Consider the following 22,401-nt stretch of genomic DNA (forward strand, 5'->3'; position numbering starts at 1 on the left):
AGTGCGTGGACCCCTCTCGCGGGCGGGACGACGGTGCGCAGCAGCCGGGAGCAACCGGCCACCGTTCCACCCTGACACTGCAGATCAACGGAACCGAGCGGACGCTCACGCTCGATCACCGCACCACCGTCCTGGACGCCCTGCGCGAGCACCTCGGCCTCACCGGCGCGAAGAAGGGCTGCGACCACGGACAGTGCGGGGCGTGCACCGTCATCGTGGACGGCCGGCGGGCCAACAGCTGCCTGCTGCTCGCCGTCGCCCACGACGGCGCCACCGTCACCACAGTCGAGGGCCTCGCCGACGGCGACCGGCTCCACCCCCTCCAGGAAGCCTTCCTGGACCGCGACGCCCTGCAGTGCGGCTACTGCACCCCCGGCCAGATCTGCTCGGCGGTCGGCATGCTCGGCGAGGCTGCCGACGGCTTCCCGTCCCACGCCACCGCCCGCAGGGCACCGGTATCGGCCCCGGCGCCGCTCGACGCCGACGAGATCCGCGAGCGGATGAGCGGCAACCTGTGCCGCTGCGGCGCCTACCCCCGCATTGTCGAGGCGATCGAGGACGTGGCGCTGTGAAACCCTTCGCCTATCTCCGCGCCCGGTCCGCCGAGGAAGCGGTCCGTGAGCGCGCCGCCCACCCCGGCGCAGTGTTCCTCGGCGGTGGCACCAACCTCATCGACCTGATGAAGCTCGGCGTCGAGGCCCCGGACCGGATCATCGACATCAGCCGGCTGCCGCTGGCCCACGTGGCCGACACCGAGGACGGCGGCCTGCGGATCGGCGCGACCGTGCGCAACAGCGACCTGGCCGCCCATCCCGCAGTACGCACCCGCTACCCCGCCCTGTCCCAGGCGCTGCTGTCCGGCGCCTCCGGGCAGCTCCGCAACACCGCCACGACCGGCGGCAACCTGCTCCAGCGCACCCGCTGCCCGTACTTCCAGGACACGTCCAAGCCGTGCAACAAACGGGAGCCCGGCACCGGCTGCCCCGCCCGCGACAGCGCCCAGCGCGACCTCGCCGTACTCGGCCACTCCGCGCACTGCGTCGCCACCCACCCGTCCGACATGGCCGTGGCGCTGTCCGCCCTCGACGCCGGCGTCCAGCTGTACGGACCGGACGGCGGACGGACCCTGCCCGCCACCGGATTTCACCGCCTGCCGGGCGACACGCCCGAACAGGACACCGAGATCCGGCCGGGCGAACTCATCACCGAGCTGGTCCTGCCACCGCGCCCGGAAGGCGCCGCCTCCCTCTACCGCAAGGCCCGCGACCGCGCCTCCTTCGCCTTCGCCCTCGCGTCCGTCGCCGCCGTACTGAGCGTCCGCGGCGGCCGGATCGAGCATGCCGCGCTGGCCTTCGGCGGGCTCGCCCACCGGCCCTGGCGCGCACACGCCGCCGAGAACCTGCTGCGGGGAGCACCGGCCACCGACGAGACGTTCGAGCGTGCGGTCGACGCCGAACTCGCCGCCGCCCGGCCGCTGCGCGAGAACGCGTTCAAGGTGGGCCTCGCCCGCAACCTGGCCGTCGACGCACTCGCCGAACTCGCCGCCGAGACCTGAGCGACCCGCCCCGGCACCGCCCACCGGCAGCCGGACAACCGCCTCTCTGCTGCCCAACGCCGGCAGCTGAGCAACCGCACCCAACGCCGCCCCCCGCCGTGAGGACCCCGTCATGAGCCAGGCCCCGTCATCACTGGGCACCCCCGTCGTCCGCCGTGAGGGCCGGGCCAAGGTCACGGGCACAGCCCGCTACGCCGCCGAGCACACCCCGCAGGGGTGTCTGTACGGGTGGCCCGTCCCCGCCACGATCGCCCGCGGCCGCGTCGACGCGATCCACGCGGACGAGGCGCTGGCCCTGCCGGGTGTGCACGCCGTTCTCACCCACCACGACGCGCCCCGGCTGAAGGAGCCCGACGACCCGGTCCTCGCCGTCCTCCAGAACGACCGGGTCCCGCACCGGGGCTGGCCCGTCGCCCTAGTGGTGGCCGATACCCCGGAGGGCGCCCGCGCCGGGGCCGAGGCGCTGCGGATCACGTACGAGACCGACGGGCACGATGTCCTGCTGACCGACGAGCACCCCGGCCTGTACACCCCCGAGATCGTCAACGGTGACTACCCCGCCGTCCGGGAGCGCGGCGACACCGGCCGGGCCTTCGACGCGGCACCCGTACAGGTCGACGCCACCTACACCATCGGCGCCCTGCACAACCACCCCATGGAACCGCACGCCACGACCGCGCAGTGGGACGACGACGGACACCTGACCGTCCACGACTCCAGCCAGGGCTCCACCACGGTCCGCGACAGCCTCGCCACCGCCTTCGGGCTGAGGCCGCAGCAGATCACCGCCGTCTCCGAGCACGTCGGCGGCGGCTTCGGATCCAAGGGCACACCGCGCCCGCAGAGCGTCCTGGCAGCCATGGCCGCGTGCCACACCGGCCGCCCCGTCAAGATCGCGCTGCCCCGCCGCCAGATGGCCGCCGTGGTCGGCCATCGCGCCCCCACCATCCAGCACATCAGGCTCGGCGCCGAACTCGACGGCACCCTCACCGCGGTCGACCACGAGTGCATCACCCACACCTCCACCATCAAGGAGTTCGTGGAGCAGGCAGCCGTGCCGAGCCGGATCATGTACGGCTCCGCCACCAGCCGCACCTCCCACCGGGTCGTCGCCCTGGACGTGCCGAGCCCCTCATGGATGCGCGCACCGGGCGAGGCGCCGGGCATGTACGCCCTCGAATCCGCCATGGACGAACTCGCCTCGGCGCTCGGTATGGACCCCGTCGAACTGCGCATCCGCAACGACCCGGCGAACGAACCGGACTCCGGACGCGCGTTCAGCAGCCGAGGCCTGGCAGCCTGCCTGGAGAAGGGCGCCGCGCGCTTCGGCTGGTACGACCGCGATCCGCGCCCCGCGATCCGCGAGGAGGGGCCCCTGCTGCTCGGTACGGGCGTCGCCGCCGCCACCTACCCCGTGTACATCTCCGCCTCCAGCGCCTCGGCGCACGCGGCCGCCGACGGCTCGTACCTCATCCGGATCAACGCCACGGACATCGGCACCGGCGCCCGCACCGTACTCGCGCAGATCGCCGCCCACGTCCTGGCCACCCCCGTGGAGAACGTCCGGGTCGACATCGGCAGCAGCGAACTGCCCGACGCCCCACTGGCTGGCGGATCCACCGGCACCGCCTCCTGGGGCTGGTCCGTGCACAAAGCGGCCACCCTGCTGCTGCGCCGGCTGCGCGAGTGCACCGGGCCGGTCCCCGCCGACGGGCTCACCGTCACCGCCGACACCGAGCAGGAGACCGCCACGCAATCTCCGTACGCACGCCACGCGTTCGGCGCCCACTTCGCCGAAGTCGCCGTGCACGCGCGGACGGGAGAGGTGCGGCTGCGCCGGATGCTCGGCGTGTTCGCCGCCGGACGCATCCTCAACTCCCGTACCGCGCGCTCCCAGTTCATCGGCGGGATGATCATGGGGGTCGGCATGGCGCTGACCGAGGCCTCCACCATGGACCCCGTCTTCGGCGACTACACCGAGAGCGATCTTGCCTCGTACCACGTACCGGCCTGCGCCGACGTGCCGGAGATCGAGGCGCACTGGATCGACGAGGAGGACCCGCATCTCAACCCGATGGGCAGCAAGGGGATCGGCGAGATCGGCATCGTCGGCGCCGCGGCGGCCGTCGGCAACGCCGTCCGGCACGCCACCGGCATCAGGCTGCGCAGTCTCCCGCTCACCCCGGACACACTGCTGCCCTACCTCCTGTGACCATGACCCGGACGGACGCACCCCGGGGCCTCTCGGTGAAAGACCCCACGTGTTGCACGAGCGGTGCCGGCGGGTCACCCTGTGGAGTGACCCAAAAGTGGCATCTGCTCACTCTTCGTGTTCGGGGGTTGTTGGTTCAACGGGGCGAAGCCAGTGGGCCTCGATGTGAGGAGCCTCGACGATGACCGTTCCACTCGACCGGCACTATCTGGTCGAATTCCAGGTTTCGGCAGAGCGTGTGTGCCAGCTGCGACGAATAATCGCGGCGCACCTCCGCCACTGGAGTCTCGAACTCCACATCCGGCCGGTATGCCGGGGTGTGGAGGAACTGCTGACCAATGTCCACCGGCATGTCGGTGACGACAACAACTGCGTCGTCGAACTCCGCTGGTCCGGGCGGCATCTCACGGTCTCCGTCGCCGACAACGGCTCCGAGATGCCGCGACTGCTCAGCAACGGCGGTGGTGGCCTGAGCCGGGTCATGGCCCTGAGCGACAGCTGGGGCACCTGCCGCACGGCCGAGGGCAAGGTCGTCTGGTTCACCCGGTACGCCAAGGAGCCGTACAGCGTCGACCTGGTGCGGTTCCCGCCGCTGCCGGGGGTGCGTGAGTTCCGGCGCCCGCCCGCAGCGGCCGCCGCCCCCGTCATCGAGCCCGCGACGGCATCCGGCCCAGCTCTCGTCTGAGCCGGGACACCGGGACCGGCACCGCCGTCATCCATAACCGCTGGACGTTTCCCCCTCCCGGCGCGGACGGCGTGCACACCGCACGCACGGCCCGCGCCGGCCGGGGTGTCCGCCCGGCGGGGCCCGCGTTGCGGCGCGGCATACGGCACGGCACGGTCGAAGGAACGAGGCAAGGAGGACACGGCCATGCCCATCGCGACGGTCAATCCCGCGAACGGCGAGACCCTCAGAACATTCGACGCGCTCGACGAGGCGGGCATCGAGCAGCGGCTCGACGCCGCCGCCACCGCGTACCGGCAGTACCGGACCACCGGGTTCGCCGAACGGGCCCGCCTGCTGAACCAGGCCGCCGTCCTGCTCGACGAGGACCAGCGGGACATCGCGCGCACCATGACCATCGAAATGGGCAAACCCGTCGTGGCCGCCCGCGCCGAGGCCGCCAAATGTGCCAAGGCGATGCGCTGGTACGCGGCCCACGCCGAGGAACTCCTCGCGGACCAGCACCCGTCCCCGGACGATGTGCGGGACTCCGGTGCCTCCCGGGCCTACGTCCACTACCGGCCACTTGGTCCCGTGCTCGCCGTGATGCCGTGGAACTTCCCGCTCTGGCAGGTCGTACGATTCGCCGCCCCGGCCCTCATGGCGGGCAACGTCGGCCTGCTCAAGCACGCCTCGAACGTCCCGCAGACGGCGATGTATCTGGAGGGCCTGTTCCGCCGGGCCGGATTCCCGGCGGGCTGCTTCCAGAGCCTGCTGGTGGGATCGGGGGCGGTCGAGGCGATCCTGCGTGACCGCCGGGTCGTCGCCGCAACCCTCACCGGCAGCGAACCGGCAGGCCGCTCGGTCGCGTCGATCGCCGGCGACGAGGTGAAGCACACCGTCCTGGAGCTCGGCGGCAGCGACCCGTATCTCGTCATGCCGTCCGCCGACGTGGCCAGGGCCGCCCGTACCGCCGTGACCGCACGGGCGCAGAACAACGGGCAGTCCTGCATCGCCGCCAAAAGGTTCATCGTGCACACCGAGGTGTACGAGGAGTTCGCCGAACGGTTCACCGTGGGCATGAGCAACCTGACGGTCGGCGACCCGCTGCAGGAATCCACCGACGTCGGACCGCTCGCCAGCCAACAGGGCCGCACCGACCTGGAGGAGCTGGTGGAGGACGCCGTACGGCAGGGCGCGCGAGCGCTGTGCGGGGGCGCCAGGCCCGAGGGCCTGGCCCCGGAACTGGAGCGGGGCTGGTTCTACGCCCCCACGGTCCTCGCCGGGATCACCCCCGCCATGCGCATCCACCGCGAGGAGACCTTCGGCCCCGTCGCCTCCCTCTACCGCGTCGACGAGCTGGACGAGGCCGTGGCGATCGCCAACGACAGCCCCTTCGGCCTCAGCTCCAACGTCTGGACCCGCGACGCGGACGAGGCGCGCCGCTGTGTACGTGACCTGGAGGCCGGCGGTGTCTTCTTCAACGGCATGACGGCGTCCCATCCCGCACTGCCCTTCGGCGGTGTGAAGCGCTCCGGCTACGGACGTGAGCTCGCCGGGCAGGGCATCCGCGCGTTCTGCAACGCGACCACGGTCTGGTACGGCCCCGAGCCCGTCGGCCCGTAGGGCCTGGTTGGAGACACCATGAGCAACGCCCCCGGCCCGGCGGCCACGTCCGGCCAGAGCGGTCCGACCGGCCCTTCCGACGAGGAGGTCGCGGCACTCGACGCCCACTGGCGGGCCGCCAACTACCTCACCGTCGGCCAGATCTACCTGATGGACAACCCGCTCCTGACCCGGCCGCTCGCCCGGGACGACATCAAGCCGCGGCTGCTCGGCCACTGGGGCACCTCACCCGGACTGAACCTGGTCCACACCCATCTCAACCGTGTCATCAAGTCCCGCGGGATCCAGGGCCTCTGCGTCTGGGGCCCCGGCCACGGCGGGCCCGCCGTCCTCGCCAACTCCTGGCTGGAGGGCAGCTACACGGAGACCTACCCCGACGTCACCCGGGACGCCGAAGGCATGGGGAAGCTGTTCAAGCAGTTCTCCTTCCCCGGCGGGGTGCCCAGCCATGTGGCACCGCAGACACCCGGTTCCATCCACGAGGGCGGCGAACTCGGCTACGCCCTCACCCACGCCTACGGGGCCGCCCTGGACCACCCAGGCCTGCTCGTCACCTGCGTCATCGGCGACGGCGAGGCCGAGACCGGACCGCTCGCCGCGTCCTGGCACTCCAACAAGTTCCTCGACCCGGTGCACGACGGCGCCGTCCTCCCGGTCCTCCACCTCAACGGGTACAAGATCGCCAACCCCACCGTGCTCGCCCGCCTCCCCGAGACGGAGCTCGACGCCCTGCTGCGCGGCTACGGGCACGACCCTCTGTACGTCGGCGGCGACGACCCGGTCGGCGTGCACCGGGCGATGGGCGCCGCGATGGACCGGGCCGTCGACCGGGTCCGGGAACTCCAGGCCGCCGCCCGCACCGGCGGCGACACCGGACGCCCGCACTGGCCGATGATCGTGCTGCGCACCCCCAAGGGCTGGACCGGGCCGGTGGCGGTCGACGGGGTGCCCGTCGAAGGCACCTGGCGCACCCATCAGGTCCCGCTGCCCGGCGTCCGGGACAACGAGGAGCACCTGCGGCAGCTGGAGGAGTGGATGCGCTCCTACCGGCCCGAGGAACTCTTCGACGCGTCGGGACGGCCCGGCCCCCAGGTGCTCGCCTGTGTGCCCGAGGGCGACGCCAGGCTCGGCTCGACCCCGTACGCCAACGGCGGTCTGCTCCTGCGCGACCTGCCGATCCCGCCGCTGGACGACCACGCCGTCGAGGTCGACAAGCCCGGCACCGTGCTGCACGAGCCGACCCGGGTGCTCGGCGGTCTGCTGGAGGCCGTCATGGCCGCCACCGCCGAGCGCCGAGACTTCCGCGTCATGGGTCCCGACGAAACCGCCTCGAACCGGCTTGAGGCCCTCTACGGCGCCACCACCAAGGCCTGGCAGGAACGGATACTGCCGACCGACGAGCACCTCGCCCGCGACGGACGCGTCATGGAGGTGCTCTCCGAGCACCTGTGCCAGGGCTGGCTGGAGGGCTACCTCCTCACCGGCCGGCACGGCCTCTTCTCCTGCTACGAGGCGTTCGCCCACATCGTCGACTCGATGGTCAACCAGCACATCAAATGGCTCAGAACCTCCCGCCGGCTCGCCTGGCGCCGCCCCATCGCCTCGCTCAACTACCTGCTCACCTCGCACGTCTGGCGCCAGGACCACAACGGTTTCTCCCACCAGGACCCGGGCTTCGTCGACCACATCCTCAACAAGAGCCCCGAGGTCGTACGGGTCTATCTGCCGCCGGACGCCAACACCCTGCTCTCGGTCGCCGACCACGCGCTGCGCAGCCGCGACTACGTCAATGTGATCGTGGCCGGAAAGCAGCCCTCCTTCGACTGGCTCACCCTCGACCAGGCCCGCGCGCACTGTGCCCGCGGCGCCGGGGTCTGGGAATGGGCGGGCACGGAGGACGGCAGCCGCGCCCCCGACGTGGTGCTCGCCTGCGCCGGTGACGTACCCACGCTGGAGACCCTGGCCGCCGCCGACCTACTGCGCAGGCAACTGCCAGGATTGGCGGTACGGGTGGTCAACGTGGTCGACATGACGCGGCTGCTGCCCCGCGAGGCACACCCGCACGGGATGCCGGACCCCGAGTACGACGCGGTGTTCACCAGGGACACCCCCGTGATCTTCGCCTACCACGGCTACCCGTGGCTGATCCACCGGCTCGCCTACCGGCGCGGGGGCCACGCGCAGCTGCATGTGCGGGGTTACAAGGAGGAGGGCACCACCACGACGCCCTTCGACATGGTGGTCCGCAACGACCTGGACCGCTACCGGCTGGTCATGGACGTCATCGACCGGGTGCCCGGCCTCGGCGTCCGCGCCGTGGCGGTGCGCCAGGCGATGGCGGATGTCCGCACCCGCCACCACGCCTGGATCCGTGAACACGGCACGGACCTGCCGGAGGTCGCCGACTGGACCTGGAGCGGCTGACACCGCCCCGGTTCCCACGGCTCAGCGGCCGACGGCCCGTGCCAACTCGGCCTTCGTCATGCTCGACCGCCCGTGGATGTTCTTCTTCTTCGCCTCTTCGTAGAGCTGGTCGCGGGTGGGCCCTTCCGCTCCGCTGTGGGAGCGCAGACCGCCGCGCCGAGAGGACGAGATGTCCTCGATGGAGGTACGGCTCGCCGTCCTGGACTCACCGGCGCGGGCGCGTGCCTTGTTGACCGTACGGGCCGCGATCTCCTCGGCCCGTTCCTCGCTGACCCCGCGCTCCTGCGCGCTCTCCTTGATGTGCTCGTACTGCCGTTCCCGCTTGGCGTTGGATCCGCGTGGCATGGTGCGGTCACCCCTTTCTCCGGGACCTGCCCCGGGGCCAGGCGGCCCCTCCTCAGTCTCCCAGTGCGCCCCCGGGCCCGCACGCCTGAGGCATGCGGGCCCGGGGAAGGGGAGGGACGGCATCGCGCCGGTACGCTCAGTAGCGCAGGGCCGCCGCGATCCGCCCGTGCTCCGCGAGCGAGCCGTCCGGGAGGAAGACCACGTCGGCACCGCTGTCCAGGGCCGCCTCGACGAGCTCGTCCACGATGTCCTCGCGGACCGCGACGTCCGCGAGATCCACGGCTTTGCCGCTCACCGGCTCCAGGTGCTCGTCCGTCACCCGTACCGTCTGCTGGAAGTGCTCCTCCACCGCGACGAGCCCGGCACGGCCCTCCCGAACGGCGGCCCACACCTCGTCGAGCCCCCCGGCGAAGGCACGACGGCCGCGGGCCTCGTCCAGTCTGCCGTCGATCTCCGCCGCGAACCGCTGCTGCCGCTCGTCGAGCGCCGGCCGCAGTTCCTTGAACAGTTCGCCCGCCGACATGCCGGCAGGCGCACCCTTGGTGACCCGGCCGACGGCCGACTTGGTGCTCTCCCCGACCTCGTCCAGCAGGGCGAGCGCGGGGGCGAGACCCATGAGATAGAGCGGGCGCGGCTCCTCGGCGAGCACCGTGCGCAGCTGCTCGTCGACCGTGCGCAGGAAGTTGCGCGTCTCCTCGTCGCTGAAGGTGCTCGGGGTGTCGCCGACCCGCTCCTCGCGCTGCGGATCGGGCGGCTCCTGCGGAGCCGTGAGCGGGAACCCGCCGGTCCGCTCCTCCCGCACGGCGTCCGCCGTGCCGCTCCACAGGACGGCCCGGTCGGCCGACACGGTGAGCACCCAGAACGGCTGGGACTGCGCCTTCGCGGCGACCAGGTTGCGGGTCAGATAGGTGTCGCTGAGTACCACCCGTTCGGGCGCGGTGCGCGGCAGCTGCCAGATCCGGTGCTCGTCGGGGGTGACGAGGAGGACCAGGGCGTCCAGGGCCCGGCGGGGGTCCACCTCGGTGACCGCCCGGTCGAGCTCCTCCTTGATCGCGGTCCGCACCTCGCGGGTGACCGAGGGGTCCGCCTCCAGCCGATCGGCGGCCTCGGCCACCAGATTGCGCAGCCGCACCGCGTCCTGGGCGTTGTCCGGAGCGCGGCGGTGCGTCGGCATGGTCAGGGACAGGGCCGGATAGGGCTTGACCGTTCGCAGTTCCCGCAGCAGGCCGGCGGTCAGGGCGTCCGTATCCATCGTTCTCTCCCAGGGTTTCGGCCGGTAGTCCGCTCCCGAGTGAAGCGGGTGTATTCGACGAGTCAATTCATATCTTTTGTTCCTAATATGGGCGAGTTCTTCATTGTCTTCCCAGGCGGTGCCGAACAGCGGTTCCCCCGACTTCCACTTACGCCCTTCCGGGCAGACGGAGCTTCCGTGAACCCGATCAGTCCTTCGCGAAAGGCCCTTGGCGGCCGCGCAGCGCGCAATCTGGCCCCGGCCGTACTGGCCGCGGCGATCATCACCGGTACCGCCGCCTGCGGCGGCTCCGACACCAACTCGACAGGCACGGCCAGGAGTACCCGAACGGTCTCGCCCGAACCGGCCCTGACCCGGTCCGCGAGTCCCTCCGGGCGTACCCAGCAGGAGTTCGCGGCCTCCGTCTCCGCCGCCGCCGAGCGGAACCGGCAGCAGGCGGCGAAGCTGCTCGAAGGTGTGCAGGGCCGGGGCAACGCGGTCGAGGACGTGTCGGTGACCGGGCTGCCCCTCGCCAAGACCGAGCAGTTCCGCAGCGCCGTAGTCCGCGTCACCAATCGCACGGACAAGGCCGCCTTCTACGCCGTCAAGGTGGAATTCGTCGATGCATCGGGGAAGGCGCTCGACTCCGTGGTGCTCGGCTTCCCGGACACTCCGCCCGGACGGACCGTCACCCAGAACGCCAACAGCCGGAAGGCGGCCGGTGTCAAGACGTTCCCCCGGATCGCCCAGGCCGAGCGCGGCTGACGGCCGGGCCGGGTGAGCGCCGCCGACGCCGTCACCGAAGCCCTGAGTGAACTGCACACGCGGTTCACCGGACTGCGGGACGGCCGACCGGCCGACTACATCCCGCAGTTGGCGCGGACCGACCCGGACGCGTTCGGGCTGGCGCTGATCAGCATGGACGGTCACCGCTACAGCGCGGGCGACGCCGACGCCCCGTTCACCATGCAGTCCGTGTCGAAACCGTTCGTCTACGCGCTCGCGCTGTCCGTCCTCGGGCTCGACGAGGTATGCCGCTGGGTCAACGCCGAGCCCAGCGGGGAGGCGTACAACGCCATCAGCCTGGAACCGGGGACCGGGCGGCCCGACAACGCCATGGTCAATGCGGGCGCCATCATCACCACCGCGCTGATCCCGGACACCCCCGACGCCCCGAGGTTCGACCGCATCCTCGACTGCCTGAGCCGGTTCGCCGGCCGGCGGCTGGACGTGGACGAGCAGGTGTACGCCTCGGAGGCCGCCACCGGCGACCGCAACCGCGCCCTGGCCTATCTGATCCGGAGCGCCGGCCCGCTGCCCGTCGACCCGGTCGCGGCGGTCGAGACGTACTTCAGACAGTGTGCGGTACGGGTCACCGCGCTGGACCTGGCCGCGATGGCCGCCACCCTCGCGCACGGCGGCGTGAACCCGCTCACCGGCGAGGCGGTGGTCCCTGAGCCGGTCGCCGCGCAGGTGTTGGCGGTGATGGCGACCTGCGGCATGTACGACGCCTCCGGTGACTGGCTGCTGCGCGTGGGGCTGCCGGCGAAGAGCGGTGTGTCCGGCGGGCTGATCGCCGCGGGCCCCGCACGGTTCGGGCTGGCGACGTACAGCCCCCGGCTGGACCCGGGCGGCACCTCGGTACGCGGGCGCGCCGCGCTCGGTGCCCTGTCGGAGCGGCTCGGCCTGCACCTGATGCACAATCCGGCACTGGCCGCCTCCACCGTCACCCTCGTCACCACCGCGGGCGATCTGCCCGCCGCCGGGGCCGCCCCTCGGGACAGCGCCCCGCGCGAACGGGTCGCGGTCGTGGCTGCCCAGGGCGCCATCGACTTCACCGCGGCCGAGCGGGTGCTGTACGCGCTGGACGAGTCGCGCCCCCGGGGGAGGGGACCGGTCGTGCTGGACCTGCTGCAGGTCACCGGTGTGGAGCGGGTGGCCCGCGCGATGCTGCGCGGCGGGCTCGGCCGGATCGCGACGGACGGCACGCGCACCGCTGTCGCCGACCCGGCCGGGCAGCTCGCCCCGCCCGGCACCGGACAGCGGGACGCGCCGATGGCCCTCAAGTGCTTCGCCACCCGCGAACAGGCCGTGGCCTGGTGCACCGCCGGCTGAGCACCCCGGAGGTCCGGCGGATGCCCGCCGGACCTCCGGATCGTTCGGGCCTACCAGATGGATTCGACCCACTCGGGGTGATCGATGAACGGGTTCCGGTTGTGCTGGTACTTGTCGAATATGACGTCGTTGCGCCGCTTCTCGAAGCTGTCCGGCGGGTCCTCCTGGCTCCACGCCTTCAGTACCGACAGCCGGCCGATGTTCGGTGCGGAACCGTTGGACACCTTCTCGTTGGGCTCCAGGTCGGCGAAGGAGTCGTCGCCCTCGTAGCGCACCGCCATGTAGAGGATCATGCGGGCGACGTCGCCCTTGACCGCGTCGCGCGGCTCGAAGGAGTCGCTGTCGGTGTAGTTGCCCGGTGCGCCGCTGACCGCGCTGCCGCCGTTGTCGAAGTCCTTGTTGCCGCGGATCGAGTTGACGGTGACGTCCTCCGGGCGCAGGTGGTGGATGTCGGTGCCGGGGCCGGTGGCGGTGCCGAAGTCGCCGTGAGACTTGGCCCAGACGTGCTCGCGGTTCCAGTCCCCGACCGAGCCGCCGTTGGAGTTCTTGGACTGGGAACGCCCGGTGTAGAGGAGGATCACGTTCGAACTGTTGGAGGGATCCTGGTCGGTGTCCTTGAGGGCTTCCCAGACCTGGCTGTAGGAGATCTTGGTCTGGTTCTTGACGATCCCGTGCAGAGCGCTCTTGAGCTGGGTGCCGGTCTTGCCGAGCGCGTCCTGGTAGTAGGTGTCGTCGAGTACCCGGAGCGGTGTCGCGGTGGTGGGCGCGGCCCCGGGTACGGCGGCCGGTGCGGCGGCGGCGGTACCGCCGAGCACCGCGAAGGCGGCAAGGGTCGCCAGCAGCGGGCGCCGGTAACGAAGGTGACGACGGGACATGTGGGGTGTCCTCTCCGAAAATGCGTGCGCCCCGACACCGTCAAAAGGTGGGGACGGCGCCGCGGCGGTCGTGTGGTACGCGGGAGCCTTCCACACGCACCGTGACCATGGTGTGAACAGCGTGTACCTATCATGTGCAGGTCAAGTGATGGCGTGATCGTGCCCCCGGGAGAGGTTCGGGAGGCCTCGGATGCGGCGGGCCGGGCGCGGGGCGAAAATGACCGAAAGGACGAGGAGGCGGCATGAGCGACGAGCCCGAATCCGTATCCGTATCCGTGACCCGGGGAGTGACTCCCGACAGCCTCTTGCACACCGGCGCCAGCGATAATCCGTCGCCGGAGGACCTGGTGCTCGCGTCCGGGCGGGACCTGACCCCGAAGAATCTCCAGTGGGCGGAGCGCAGGCTGGCCCGGGAGGGCCGGTCGGCGATCGACAAGGCGCTGCCGTAGCGGCACGCGGCGGCGCGGCGGCCGGTGCGCGGGGAGTGTGCGGGCGCTCCCCGCGGCTCGGCTAGCCTGGGTGGACAATGAACCGTTTGACGACGTCAGGGGCCGGGTTCGACCTCGCCCGCTACCCCGAGGACCCGCGCGACCCGTTCCGAGCGTGGGACGCTGCCGACGAGTACCTGCTGCGGCGGCTGGAAGGGGCCGACGGCACGGACCCGGTCGATCTGTCGGGCGCCGTGGTCGTGGTGGGCGACCGCTGGGGCGCGCTGAGCACCGTACTGGCCGCGCACCGGCCCGTACAGATCACCGACTCCTACCTGGCGCAGCGCGCGACCCTGGCGAACCTGGACCGCAATGGCGTGGATACGGACGCGGTGCGTCTGCTGTCGGCCAGGGACACTCCGCCGGACCGCATCGATGTCCTGCTGGTACGTGTCCCGAAGAGCCTCGCACTCCTGGAGGACCAGCTGCACCGGCTCGCGCCGGCCGTCCACCCCGCCACGGTCGTCATCGGCACCGGGATGGTCAAGGAGATCCACACCTCCACCCTCAAGCTCTTCGAGCGGATCATCGGCCCCACCCGTACGTCCCTCGCGGTCAAGAAGGCCCGGCTGATCTTCTCCACCCCGGCCCCGGGAACGGCCCGCACACCCAGCCCCTGGCCGTACCGGTACGAGCTGCCCCAGGGGGTCGGACCGGTCTCCGGCCGGACCGTCACCAACCATGCCGGGATCTTCTGCGCCGAGCGCCTCGACATCGGCACCCGGTTCTTCCTCGGCCACCTCCCCGCGCGCAGCGGCCCCGACCGGGTCGTCGACCTCGGCTGCGGGAACGGCGTCGTGGGGCTGTCCGCGGCGCTCGCCAACCCCGAGGCGACGGTCACCTTCATCGACGAGTCGTACCAGGCGGTCGCCTCCGCCGAGGAATCGTTCCGAGCCAACACCGGACCGGACGCCAAGGCCGAGTTCGTCGTCGGCGACGGGCCGACGGAACTGCGGCCCGCCAGCGTGGACCTGGTGCTCAACAACCCGCCGTTCCACTCCCACCAGGCCACCACCGACGCGACGGCCCGCACCATGTTCCTCGGGGCGCGCGACGCACTGCGGCCGGGCGGCGAACTGTGGGTCGTCGGCAACCGGCACCTCGGCTACCACTCCCGGCTCCGCCGCATCTTCGGCAACTGCGTCACCGTCGCGGGCGACCCGAAGTTCGTCGTCCTGCGAGCCGTCAAGCGCTGACCCGGCCGGAGCCGTCCCGGCCCTTCCGGATTCTTGCAACACGTTCTACTGTGTGCGCCGCCGCACAAGGACGACGCGACCGCGAGACTCCCGGAGGGGCCGTGCACCTCGAATACACGCCTGAACAGCAGCAGTTGCGCGCCGAGCTGCGCACCTACTTCGCCGCACTGGTCCCCGACGACGCGTACACGCGCTACGCCGCCCCCGCGGCCCAGAAGGCCTTCTACCGGGAGACGATCCGCCGCCTCGGCACCGACGGCTGGCTCGGCGTCGGCTGGCCGGTGGAGTACGGCGGACGCGGACTGTCCCCGATGGAACAGTTCATCTTCTTCGACGAGGCCGCGCAGGCGGGCGTACCGCTGCCGCTGATGGCCCTCAACACCGTCGGCCCGACGATCATGCGGTACGGCACCGACGAGCAGAAGGCGTACTTCCTGCCGAAGATCCTTTCCGGCGAGATCGACTTCGCGATCGGCTACAGCGAGCCCGACGCGGGCACCGACCTCGCCGCCCTCAAGACCAGGGCCGTGCGTGAGGGCGACGAGTATGTCGTCAACGGGCAGAAGATCTGGACGACCAACGGCGACACGGCGGACTGGGTCTGGCTCGCAGTCCGCACCGACCCGGACGCGGCACCGCACAAGGGCATCACCATGCTGCTCGTCCCGACCACGGACCCCGGCTACTCCTGCACCCTGATCAACACCCTTGCCTCGCACGACACCACCGCCAGCTACTACGAGAACATCCGCGTCCCGGTCTCCCGCCGCGTCGGCGAGGAGAACCAGGGCTGGCGGCTCATCACCAACCAGCTCAACCACGAACGCGTCACCCTCGCCGCCCACGGCACCATGGCCATTCGCGCCCTCCACAACGTCCAGCGCTGGGCCGCGGGCACCCGGCTCACCGACGGCCGCCGCGTGATCGACCTCGGCTGGGTCCGCGCCCTGCTGGCCCGCACCCACACCAGGCTCGACGCCATGAAACTCCTCAACTGGCAGATGGTCTCCGCCGTGCAGAACGCCACCCTCACTCCGCAGGACGCCTCCGCCGTCAAGGTCTACGGCTCCGAGGCGCGCCGCGACGCCTACGCCTGGCTGATGGAGATCGTCGGCTCGGCGGGACCGCTCAAGGAAGGCTCGGCGGGTGCCGTGCTGCACGGCGAACTCGAACGCGGATACCGCTCCGCCGTCATCTTCACCTTCGGCGGCGGCAACAACGAGATCCAGCGGGAGATCATCTCGTGGATCGGCCTGGGGATGCCGCGCGTACGGCGGTGAGTCACCGTGTGCCGGACGGTGACTCATGGTGTGTGACCTGGGTCGGTGCCCGCCGTCATGCCCCGGACGGGCAGAGCGTTCACGGCCGGTCCTGTGGCGGATGCGCCGGTGGCCTGTGCGGCTCTGCCGTAGCGCCTGGCGAGGGGAGTGGACGTGATGCCGTGAGCGAGGACGCTGAGCAGCACGGTGCAGGCGACCACCGGGACGATCGTCCGTGCGGCGGACGGGGCCAGGTCCTCGACCGCCAGCAGAGCGAAGATGACGGATGCCAGTCCGCGCGGACCGAACCAGCCCACGAACAGGACGGTTCTTCGGTCCAGACCGCTTCCGGTCAGGGACAGAGCCACCGGCACCATGCGCAGCACCGTCAGGCTCAGCACCGCGTAGAGCAGTGCCTGCCAGGTGAGGTGAGTGACGGCGGCCGGCACCAGCACGGCGCCGAAGAGCAGCCAGACCAGCACGGCGAGCAGCGAGGCGGACTGCTCGACGAACAGCAGCACTTGCTGTGAGGCGGCGTGTGCCGAGCCGAATGCCAGACCTGCGATGAAGGCGGCGACAAAACCGTTGCCGCCGATCGCGACGGCCGAGGTGTAGCTCAGCAGGGCCAGTGCCAGGACGCCCGGCGCGGCGACGGCTTCGGTGGTCCAGCCTCTGCGCAAGGCGGAACGCAGCAGGCACCCGGCCGTCAGCCCCAGCACCGCGCCGTAGGCCAGGCCGATGGCGAGTTCCACCAGGGCGGCCTCGGAGGCATGGGCGCTCGACGAGCTTCCGGCCGCGGCGACCGCGGCGAGGGCGATGACGACGAACGGGGTGGCGATGCCGTCGTTCAGACCGCTCTCGACATTGATGAGCCGGCGGATCCTCTCGGGCACCACCGGATCGACCATCATCGCGGCGCCGAGCGCGGCGTCCGTCGGGGCGAGCGCGGCCGCGACGTACAGCGCGGCCCAGCCCGACACACCGGGGAGCAGGGCCATGGCCATGAGCGCGCCGAGGCCGATGCACATCGGCAGGGCGAGCAGCAGGAGCCGGACGTACAGACCGAGGTCGGGACGGAGTGCCCGGAAGGACAGCCGTGCGGCGTCGGTGAAGAGCACCCAGGTCAGGGTGGTCTCGGCGACCGCCCGCACCGTGCCGGGCGAGGGGGCCAGGTCCAGTACGCCGAGCCCTTCGGTCAGCAGCAGGCCCAGAGCCACGAATGCCACGGGGGCGGTGAGTTCGACGCGTGCCAGTCGCTGCGAGCAGAGACCCCAGAGGAAGAGAAGAAGGAGAATCAGCGAGAGGGTTCCGTCCACCGTGCACTCCGTGATCGTGGCCGCAAGGCCGGCGGAGGGCCGATTCTCGGTGGTCGCGGTGGTACGAGGGTCCAGCCGGAGGGTGTGACCGCAGCTTTCACCCGAGTGGGGCCAGGGCGGCGGTACGGCTCACATGAGGCCGCCACCGCCGTGCGGGGCGTAGAGATCTAGGAGACGGACCCGGGCTGCCTGCAACCGGTGGGCGAGGACCTGACCGACCCAGTGGCCGATGGCCGAGCCGAAGGCGGGGTCGGCGTCCATCGTCATCCGTACCGTCGCCGCATCGAACTCATGGGTACGGACGGGCGTCATCGCCTCGGCCCCGAGGTGCCAGATGTACGGCTCGAACAGCCAGGACCAGCCCACGAGTTCGCCGGGCCCGAGGTTCTCGATCGAGGCCGGGGAGCTTTTGGGGACGCGGAAGTCCAGCGTGACGGTGCCCGAACGCAGGATCCAGAAGCGGTCCGCGTGGTCCCCTTCGTTGAAGAGGCGCGCACCCTCCTGGAAATTGACCTCCTGCCCCATCTGCATCAGGCGGGCACGGTACGAGGCGGGCAGGGCCGAGGTGATACGGGTGGGAGAAGCGCTCATGGCGGGTGGCCTCCTCTGCGGCTTCCGAGAGCTTCCGTGAGCACCTCCCGGCGGGGTCCGCCCGATGCGCCGCCTCTCCACTATCAGCCTCCCGCGCACCCCGGGCCAGCCGGATGGCGCCCTCCAAATGCGCGGCCGGAGGATCTGGGGTAGTAGTCGGATGAAGAGGACCCGGGCCCGGCGCGTCTGCGCAGCTTCTCGACCCCGTCGATCCTCTGCCGCCGTTCCGGTTCCCTGAGAGACGGAGGCATTCGTCATGGAGCCAGTCGTCACCGTCGGCCTCGACGGGTCGCCCGAGAGCCTGGCAGCCGCCCACTGGGCCGCCGACGAAGCCGAGCGGCGCAAGCTCACGCTGCGCCTGCTGCACGCATGGCCGCTGCTGGTGGAGGAACCGGCCGGCGTTCCCGCCGAGAAGGATCAGAACTACTGGGCGAGACGGATCGTGGACAACACGCGGGTGGAAATCCAGGCGCACCACCCGGGCCTCACCGTCGTCGGCAGCCTGGTCGCCGACGACGCCGAGCACGCCCTCCTGCAAGCGGCATCGGAGTCCGAGATGACCGTGCTCGGCTCGCGGGGGCTGGTGCCCTTGGAGAGCTATTTCCTCGGTGACATCAGCCTGCCCGTCGTGGCCCGTGCCGAGCGGCCGGTGGTCCTGGTACGGGCCGGTGCGGGGGACGACGGCCGACAGCCCGCCCCGAGCGGAACGCACGGCGTGGTGGTGGCGCTCAAATTGCACGGCCCCTGCGACGACCTGCTCCGATTCGCCTTCGAGGCCGCTGCCGCGCGCGGCATGCCCCTTCGGGCCGTCCACGGCCGGAGCCTGCCGGTGGACGCGTACGTGCCCTGGGGCGTGGACCATGACATGGCCGAGGAAGTAGTCCAGGACACGCAGAAGCTCCTCGGCCGGACCCTCCTTCCCTGGCGTGAGAGGTTCCCGCAGGTGGAGGTCACCGATGGCACGGCACTGGTGAGCCCCGCCAAGGCCGTCGTGCAGGCCGCCGAGGGTGCCGACCTGCTGGTCGTCGGCCGGGGCCGGCGGCATCGCGGCCCGGCACCGTCCCTGGGCCCCGTGGCCCAGGGCGCCATCCACCACGCACGCTGCCCCGTCGCGGTCGTCCCCCACGAATGACGCGAGGAACCCTGCCGGGCCGGCGCGGCGGCGATCGCCGGGGCGTGACCGGGAGGGACGGGGGCTGGAGCTTCCGCCCGGTCGCGCGCATCCTGTGGGGGCGTACGGCATACGTACGTACGCCGCCGAGCGGGAGGTACGAGCGACATGGTGGACGCCGATCCGGGGCTCTTCGGGCCCGAATCCGTCACCTGGCAGATGCACGGCGACCCGATGATGTGGATCGCCGGAGTCCGGGCGCTCTACCTCCAGGCGCTGCACCCGCGCGCCGTACGCGGCGTCGTGCAGAACTCCGACTTCCGCAAGGACGCCTGGGGAAGGCTGATGCGCACGGCTGGCTTCGTCGGCACGATCACCTACGGCACCACCGAGGCCGCCGAGCAGGCCGGAGCCCGGGTCCGCAGGATCCACCGGCTCATCAAGGCCACCGACCCGCAGACCGGGGAGAGCTACGGCGTCGACGAGCCCGAACTGCTGCTGTGGGTGCACTGCGCGGAGGTGGACTCCTACCTCCAGGTCGAACGCCGGTCCGGCTTCCCGCTCACCGCCGCCCAGGCCGACCGCTACGTCGACGAACACCGCCACAGCGCCCGCCTCGTCGGCCTCGACCCCGTGGACGTCCCGGCCGACACCGCACAGCTCGCCGCCTACTTCGAGCGCGTACGTCCCCGGCTCGCCGCGTCCGCGGAGGCGCTGGACGTCGACGACTTCCTGCGACGGCCCCCCGTCCACCCGCTGCTCGTACCGGTGCGGGCGCTGCTGTGGCGGCGCGTCGCGGCACTCGCCTACCAGTCACTGCCCCCGTACGCCCATGAGCTCTACGGCAGACCCGCCGCACCGGTGCACACCGTCGACCGGCGCCTGCGCACCGCCGGATCCCTGCTGCGCCGCATCCCCGCCCGGCTCCGCTGGCGGCTCCCGCCCGGTCACATTCTGAACGCGATGGCCCGGCTCGGTCCCGGCAGCCGCCCCACCCCGTACAAACTGCGCAGCCGGGCCGCCATACTGGACGGGCCGGGGAGGGCGCAGCAGTAGACAGCAGGCGGAGCAGACGGGGGCGACAGCAGGCGATGGCGGACACCAGGCTGATCCAGAGCCGGTACCGACTGCTCGATCTGATCGGGCGCGGGGGCATGGGGGAGGTGTGGCGCGCCCGCGACGAGTCGCTCGGCCGCCACGTCGCCGTCAAATGCCTCAAGCCGATGGGGCCCCAGCACGACCAGTCCTTCACCCGCGTCCTGCGGGAACGGTTCCGTCGCGAGGCCCGGGTCGCCGCCGCGCTACAGCACCGCGGCGTCACCGTCGTCCACGACTTCGGCGAGCACGAGGGCGTCCTCTATCTGGTCATGGAGCTCCTCGACGGGCGCAACCTCAGCCAGCTCCTGGAGGACAACAAGCAGCACCCGCTGCCGGTGCCGGATGTCGTCGACATCGCCGAACAGGTTGCCGACGCCCTCGGCTACACCCACCAGCAGGGCGTTGTGCACCGCGACCTCAAGCCCGCCAACATCATGCGGCTGGCCGACGGCACGGTGAAGATCTGCGACTTCGGCATCGCCCGGCTCGGCCACGACGTCGGCTTCACCTCCCGTCTCACCGGCACCGGCATCGCCATGGGCACCCCGCACTACATGTCGCCCGAGCAGATCAGCGGCGGCCAGATCGACCACCGCAGCGACCTCTACTCACTGGGCTGCGTGCTCTACGAGATCGCCACCGGGGCGCCGCCGTTCGATCTCGACGACGCCTGGGCCGTCCTCGTCGGACACCGCGACACCCAGCCCCGCCCGCTGCGCACCCACCGGGCCGAACTCCCGGGCTTCTTCGACCGTGTCGTGCTGGAACTGCTGGCCAAGACCCCCGAGGAGCGGCCCGTCGACGCGGGCGACCTCCGGCAGCGGATCGCCGTCGGCCGCACCGGCGAGCAGCCGCACCTGCCGCCCACCGGGCGGGTACCGCTCGCACCGCCCGTCCCCGTCGTGCTCCCGGGGCAGCAACTGCCCGCCTGGGCCCACTCCATGACCACCGGCCACAAGGCGACCGGCACTCACGCCGTGCTCGCCCCGCCCGACCACTGGGCAGGGCTCACCGGCGAGTGGACCACCGGCACAGACCTGCGCAGCCTGACCGGCGAACTGCCGCCGGCCAGGGCCGAGCGCCCGACCCCGTCGCCGGAACTGCTGTCGGTCCTCGCCAGCCGGCACAGCGCGGGCCTCAACCTGGGCCGCCTCGGCCACTGGGAGGAGGCCGGCGAGGTGCATCGCGCGGTCGCCGCCGAGCGGGAGCACGCGCTGGGCCCCGACCACCCCGACACGCTCGCCAGCCGGTACGAGATCGGCTTCACCCTCAGCCGCACCGGACGCGCCTCGGACGCCCTGCCGGAGTTCGAGCGGGTGGCCCGGGGCCGCGAGCGCGTCCTGGGCCCCGACCACCCGGAGACCCTGGCGGCCCGCCAGGAGTCGGCGTACGTGCTGGGCCGGCTGGGCCGGCACTTCGAGGCCCATCAGGTGTACGCGGAAGTGCTCGCCTCCCGGGAACGGTCGATGGGCCCCGACCACCCCGACACCCTGCGCTGCCGCCACAACCTCGCCTTCAACCTCGGCAGGCTCGGCCGCCTGGAGGACTCCTGCCGGATGGCCAGGGACGTGGCGTCGGCCCGCAGCCGGCTGCTCGGCGCCGACCACCCAGACACCCTGGTCACGCTCTACGAGGTGGCCTACACCCTGGGCCGGCTGGGGCGCTGGACGGAGGCCCTGCAGGCGTACCGGGAAGTCGCCAGGGCCCGGTCGAGATCGCTCGGCCCCGACCACCCCGACACGCTCTCCGCCCGCTACGAGGTCGGCATCAGCCTCGGCCGCCTGGGCCGCAGCGCGGAGGCCCTGGAGCTGTACCGCGCCCTCGTGGCGGACCGGACCAGGGTGGGCGGCGCCACCGATCCCGAGACGCTCCGCGCGCGCCACGGCCTCGGCGTCAACCTGGGGCGCCTCGCCCGCTGGGAGGAGGCGCTCGCCGAGGCGCGCGACGTGTGCGCGATCCGCGAACGTGTGCTGGGACCGGATCACGCGGACACCCTGGTCAGCCGCCGCGAGGTCGCCGTCGGCCTCGGCTGGCTCGGCCGCTGGGCCGACGCCCTCACCGTCTACCGCACCGTCGCCGCGGCCCGCGACCGGCTCCTGGGCGCCGGCCACCCCGACGCGCTCGCCGCCCGCAACGACGAGGCGCACTGCCTGGAGCAGCTCGGCCGGGGAACGGAGGCCGTCGAGCTCTACCGGCAGGTCGCGGCCTTGCGCAGCGGGCAGCAGCCGCCGTACTGAAGGGGTAGCACGGCCTCCGGTCACGTGGCAGGTCGGCGTTGCGCAGCGGGCAGCGGCC

The 22,401-nt window shown here is 71.8% G+C and carries 19 protein-coding genes; 14 read left to right on the forward strand and 5 right to left on the reverse strand.

Features of this window, described 5'->3' with window-relative positions; genetic code table 11:
• Positions 1-5 precede the first annotated feature (5 nt).
• The 6 genes from ACIRJP_RS01835 (at position 6) to ACIRJP_RS01860 (ending at position 8,481) form a co-directional block, all read left to right on the forward strand.
• Positions 6-572 carry a 2Fe-2S iron-sulfur cluster-binding protein gene (locus ACIRJP_RS01835; protein ID WP_351258598.1) on the forward strand — a complete coding sequence of 189 codons (567 nt, stop codon included), beginning with the start codon at positions 6-8 and terminating at the stop codon, positions 570-572.
• A complete protein-coding gene (locus tag ACIRJP_RS01840; protein ID WP_404167125.1) occupies positions 569-1,555 on the forward strand; it encodes an FAD binding domain-containing protein in 987 nt (328 codons plus the stop codon). Before ACIRJP_RS01835 ends, ACIRJP_RS01840 begins: the two co-directional genes overlap by 4 nt.
• A 112-nt stretch (positions 1,556-1,667) precedes the next feature.
• Entirely contained in the window at positions 1,668-3,767 is a 2,100-nt protein-coding gene (locus tag ACIRJP_RS01845) for a xanthine dehydrogenase family protein molybdopterin-binding subunit (RefSeq protein WP_404167127.1), read from the forward strand.
• 181 nt (positions 3,768-3,948) lie between these two features.
• Entirely contained in the window at positions 3,949-4,452 is a 504-nt protein-coding gene (locus ACIRJP_RS01850) for an ATP-binding protein (protein ID WP_404167129.1), read from the forward strand.
• 186 nt (positions 4,453-4,638) lie between these two features.
• The gene (locus tag ACIRJP_RS01855) at positions 4,639-6,057 is read left to right on the forward strand and encodes an NADP-dependent succinic semialdehyde dehydrogenase (RefSeq protein WP_404167131.1); all 1,419 of its coding nucleotides are present in this window, start codon (positions 4,639-4,641) and stop codon (positions 6,055-6,057) included.
• 18 nt (positions 6,058-6,075) lie between these two features.
• Positions 6,076-8,481 carry a phosphoketolase gene (locus ACIRJP_RS01860; RefSeq protein ID WP_404167133.1) on the forward strand — a complete coding sequence of 802 codons (2,406 nt, stop codon included), beginning with the start codon at positions 6,076-6,078 and terminating at the stop codon, positions 8,479-8,481.
• A 21-nt stretch (positions 8,482-8,502) separates the two neighbouring features.
• Here ACIRJP_RS01860 and ACIRJP_RS01865 read toward each other — a convergent pair whose 3' ends face one another.
• Both ACIRJP_RS01865 and ACIRJP_RS01870 read right to left on the reverse strand, forming a co-directional pair.
• Positions 8,503-8,826 carry a plasmid stabilization protein gene (locus tag ACIRJP_RS01865; protein WP_404167135.1) on the reverse strand — a complete coding sequence of 108 codons (324 nt, stop codon included), beginning with the start codon at positions 8,824-8,826 and terminating at the stop codon, positions 8,503-8,505.
• A gap of 136 nt (positions 8,827-8,962) precedes the next feature.
• Complete coding sequence (locus ACIRJP_RS01870; protein ID WP_404167137.1) at positions 8,963-10,078, reverse strand: chemotaxis protein; 1,116 nt, start codon at positions 10,076-10,078, stop codon at positions 8,963-8,965.
• Between the two features lie 177 nt (positions 10,079-10,255).
• On the opposite strand from ACIRJP_RS01870, the gene ACIRJP_RS01875 reads away from it, so the two are divergent.
• Both ACIRJP_RS01875 and glsA read left to right on the forward strand, forming a co-directional pair.
• Entirely contained in the window at positions 10,256-10,822 is a 567-nt protein-coding gene (locus ACIRJP_RS01875) for a hypothetical protein (protein ID WP_404167139.1), read from the forward strand.
• 12 nt (positions 10,823-10,834) lie between these two features.
• Positions 10,835-12,172 carry a glutaminase A gene (gene glsA / locus ACIRJP_RS01880; RefSeq protein WP_404167141.1) on the forward strand — a complete coding sequence of 446 codons (1,338 nt, stop codon included), beginning with the start codon at positions 10,835-10,837 and terminating at the stop codon, positions 12,170-12,172.
• 50 nt (positions 12,173-12,222) lie between these two features.
• Here the strand turns inward: glsA and ACIRJP_RS01885 are convergent, their stop codons facing one another.
• Positions 12,223-13,047, reverse strand: a complete 825-nt coding sequence (locus ACIRJP_RS01885; RefSeq protein ID WP_404167143.1) for an endonuclease I family protein — start codon at positions 13,045-13,047, stop codon at positions 12,223-12,225.
• Between the two features lie 242 nt (positions 13,048-13,289).
• Here ACIRJP_RS01885 and ACIRJP_RS01890 point away from each other — a divergent pair, with 242 nt between their 5' ends.
• The 3 genes from ACIRJP_RS01890 (at position 13,290) to ACIRJP_RS01900 (ending at position 16,011) form a co-directional block, all read left to right on the forward strand.
• Positions 13,290-13,496 carry a hypothetical protein gene (locus ACIRJP_RS01890; protein WP_404167145.1) on the forward strand — a complete coding sequence of 69 codons (207 nt, stop codon included), beginning with the start codon at positions 13,290-13,292 and terminating at the stop codon, positions 13,494-13,496.
• 77 nt (positions 13,497-13,573) lie between these two features.
• Positions 13,574-14,731: a methyltransferase gene (locus tag ACIRJP_RS01895; RefSeq protein WP_404167147.1), complete on the forward strand. Its 1,158-nt coding sequence runs from the start codon at positions 13,574-13,576 to the stop codon at positions 14,729-14,731.
• A 101-nt stretch (positions 14,732-14,832) separates the two neighbouring features.
• Positions 14,833-16,011 carry an acyl-CoA dehydrogenase family protein gene (locus tag ACIRJP_RS01900; protein ID WP_404167149.1) on the forward strand — a complete coding sequence of 393 codons (1,179 nt, stop codon included), beginning with the start codon at positions 14,833-14,835 and terminating at the stop codon, positions 16,009-16,011.
• 23 nt (positions 16,012-16,034) lie between these two features.
• Here the strand turns inward: ACIRJP_RS01900 and ACIRJP_RS01905 are convergent, their stop codons facing one another.
• Complete coding sequence (locus ACIRJP_RS01905; RefSeq protein ID WP_404167151.1) at positions 16,035-17,306, reverse strand: cation:proton antiporter; 1,272 nt, start codon at positions 17,304-17,306, stop codon at positions 16,035-16,037.
• A gap of 129 nt (positions 17,307-17,435) precedes the next feature.
• Positions 17,436-17,897 (reverse strand): Crp/Fnr family transcriptional regulator, encoded by a 462-nt coding sequence (locus ACIRJP_RS01910; protein WP_404167153.1) that lies wholly within the window; start codon positions 17,895-17,897, stop codon positions 17,436-17,438.
• Between the two features lie 256 nt (positions 17,898-18,153).
• Between ACIRJP_RS01910 and ACIRJP_RS01915 the strand changes: the two genes are divergently transcribed.
• The 3 genes from ACIRJP_RS01915 (at position 18,154) to ACIRJP_RS01925 (ending at position 22,343) form a co-directional block, all read left to right on the forward strand.
• The gene (locus tag ACIRJP_RS01915) at positions 18,154-19,029 is read left to right on the forward strand and encodes a universal stress protein (RefSeq protein ID WP_404167155.1); all 876 of its coding nucleotides are present in this window, start codon (positions 18,154-18,156) and stop codon (positions 19,027-19,029) included.
• A gap of 147 nt (positions 19,030-19,176) precedes the next feature.
• Positions 19,177-20,064 carry an oxygenase MpaB family protein gene (locus tag ACIRJP_RS01920; RefSeq protein WP_404167157.1) on the forward strand — a complete coding sequence of 296 codons (888 nt, stop codon included), beginning with the start codon at positions 19,177-19,179 and terminating at the stop codon, positions 20,062-20,064.
• 35 nt (positions 20,065-20,099) lie between these two features.
• The gene (locus ACIRJP_RS01925) at positions 20,100-22,343 is read left to right on the forward strand and encodes a tetratricopeptide repeat protein (protein WP_404167159.1); all 2,244 of its coding nucleotides are present in this window, start codon (positions 20,100-20,102) and stop codon (positions 22,341-22,343) included.
• Positions 22,344-22,401: the final 58 nt, after the last annotated feature.

Origin of the sequence: Streptomyces sp. NPDC102437 (assembly GCF_044765565.1) — a bacterium.
Taxonomy (GTDB): domain Bacteria; phylum Actinomycetota; class Actinomycetes; order Streptomycetales; family Streptomycetaceae; genus Streptomyces.

Coding starts and splice junctions, on each gene's coding strand:
- ACIRJP_RS01845 (WP_404167127.1), top strand. CDS start 1,668: ATGAGCCAGGCCCCGTCATCACTGGGCACCCCCGTCGTCCGCCGTGAG.
- ACIRJP_RS01890 (WP_404167145.1), top strand. CDS start 13,290: ATGAGCGACGAGCCCGAATCCGTATCCGTATCCGTGACCCGGGGAGTG.
- ACIRJP_RS01920 (WP_404167157.1), top strand. CDS start 19,177: ATGGTGGACGCCGATCCGGGGCTCTTCGGGCCCGAATCCGTCACCTGG.
- ACIRJP_RS01855 (WP_404167131.1), top strand. CDS start 4,639: ATGCCCATCGCGACGGTCAATCCCGCGAACGGCGAGACCCTCAGAACA.
- ACIRJP_RS01925 (WP_404167159.1), top strand. CDS start 20,100: ATGGCGGACACCAGGCTGATCCAGAGCCGGTACCGACTGCTCGATCTG.
- ACIRJP_RS01870 (WP_404167137.1), bottom strand. CDS start 10,078: ATGGATACGGACGCCCTGACCGCCGGCCTGCTGCGGGAACTGCGAACG.
- ACIRJP_RS01865 (WP_404167135.1), bottom strand. CDS start 8,826: ATGCCACGCGGATCCAACGCCAAGCGGGAACGGCAGTACGAGCACATC.
- ACIRJP_RS01915 (WP_404167155.1), top strand. CDS start 18,154: ATGGAGCCAGTCGTCACCGTCGGCCTCGACGGGTCGCCCGAGAGCCTG.
- ACIRJP_RS01910 (WP_404167153.1), bottom strand. CDS start 17,897: ATGAGCGCTTCTCCCACCCGTATCACCTCGGCCCTGCCCGCCTCGTAC.
- ACIRJP_RS01885 (WP_404167143.1), bottom strand. CDS start 13,047: ATGTCCCGTCGTCACCTTCGTTACCGGCGCCCGCTGCTGGCGACCCTT.
- ACIRJP_RS01895 (WP_404167147.1), top strand. CDS start 13,574: ATGAACCGTTTGACGACGTCAGGGGCCGGGTTCGACCTCGCCCGCTAC.
- ACIRJP_RS01860 (WP_404167133.1), top strand. CDS start 6,076: ATGAGCAACGCCCCCGGCCCGGCGGCCACGTCCGGCCAGAGCGGTCCG.
- ACIRJP_RS01850 (WP_404167129.1), top strand. CDS start 3,949: ATGACCGTTCCACTCGACCGGCACTATCTGGTCGAATTCCAGGTTTCG.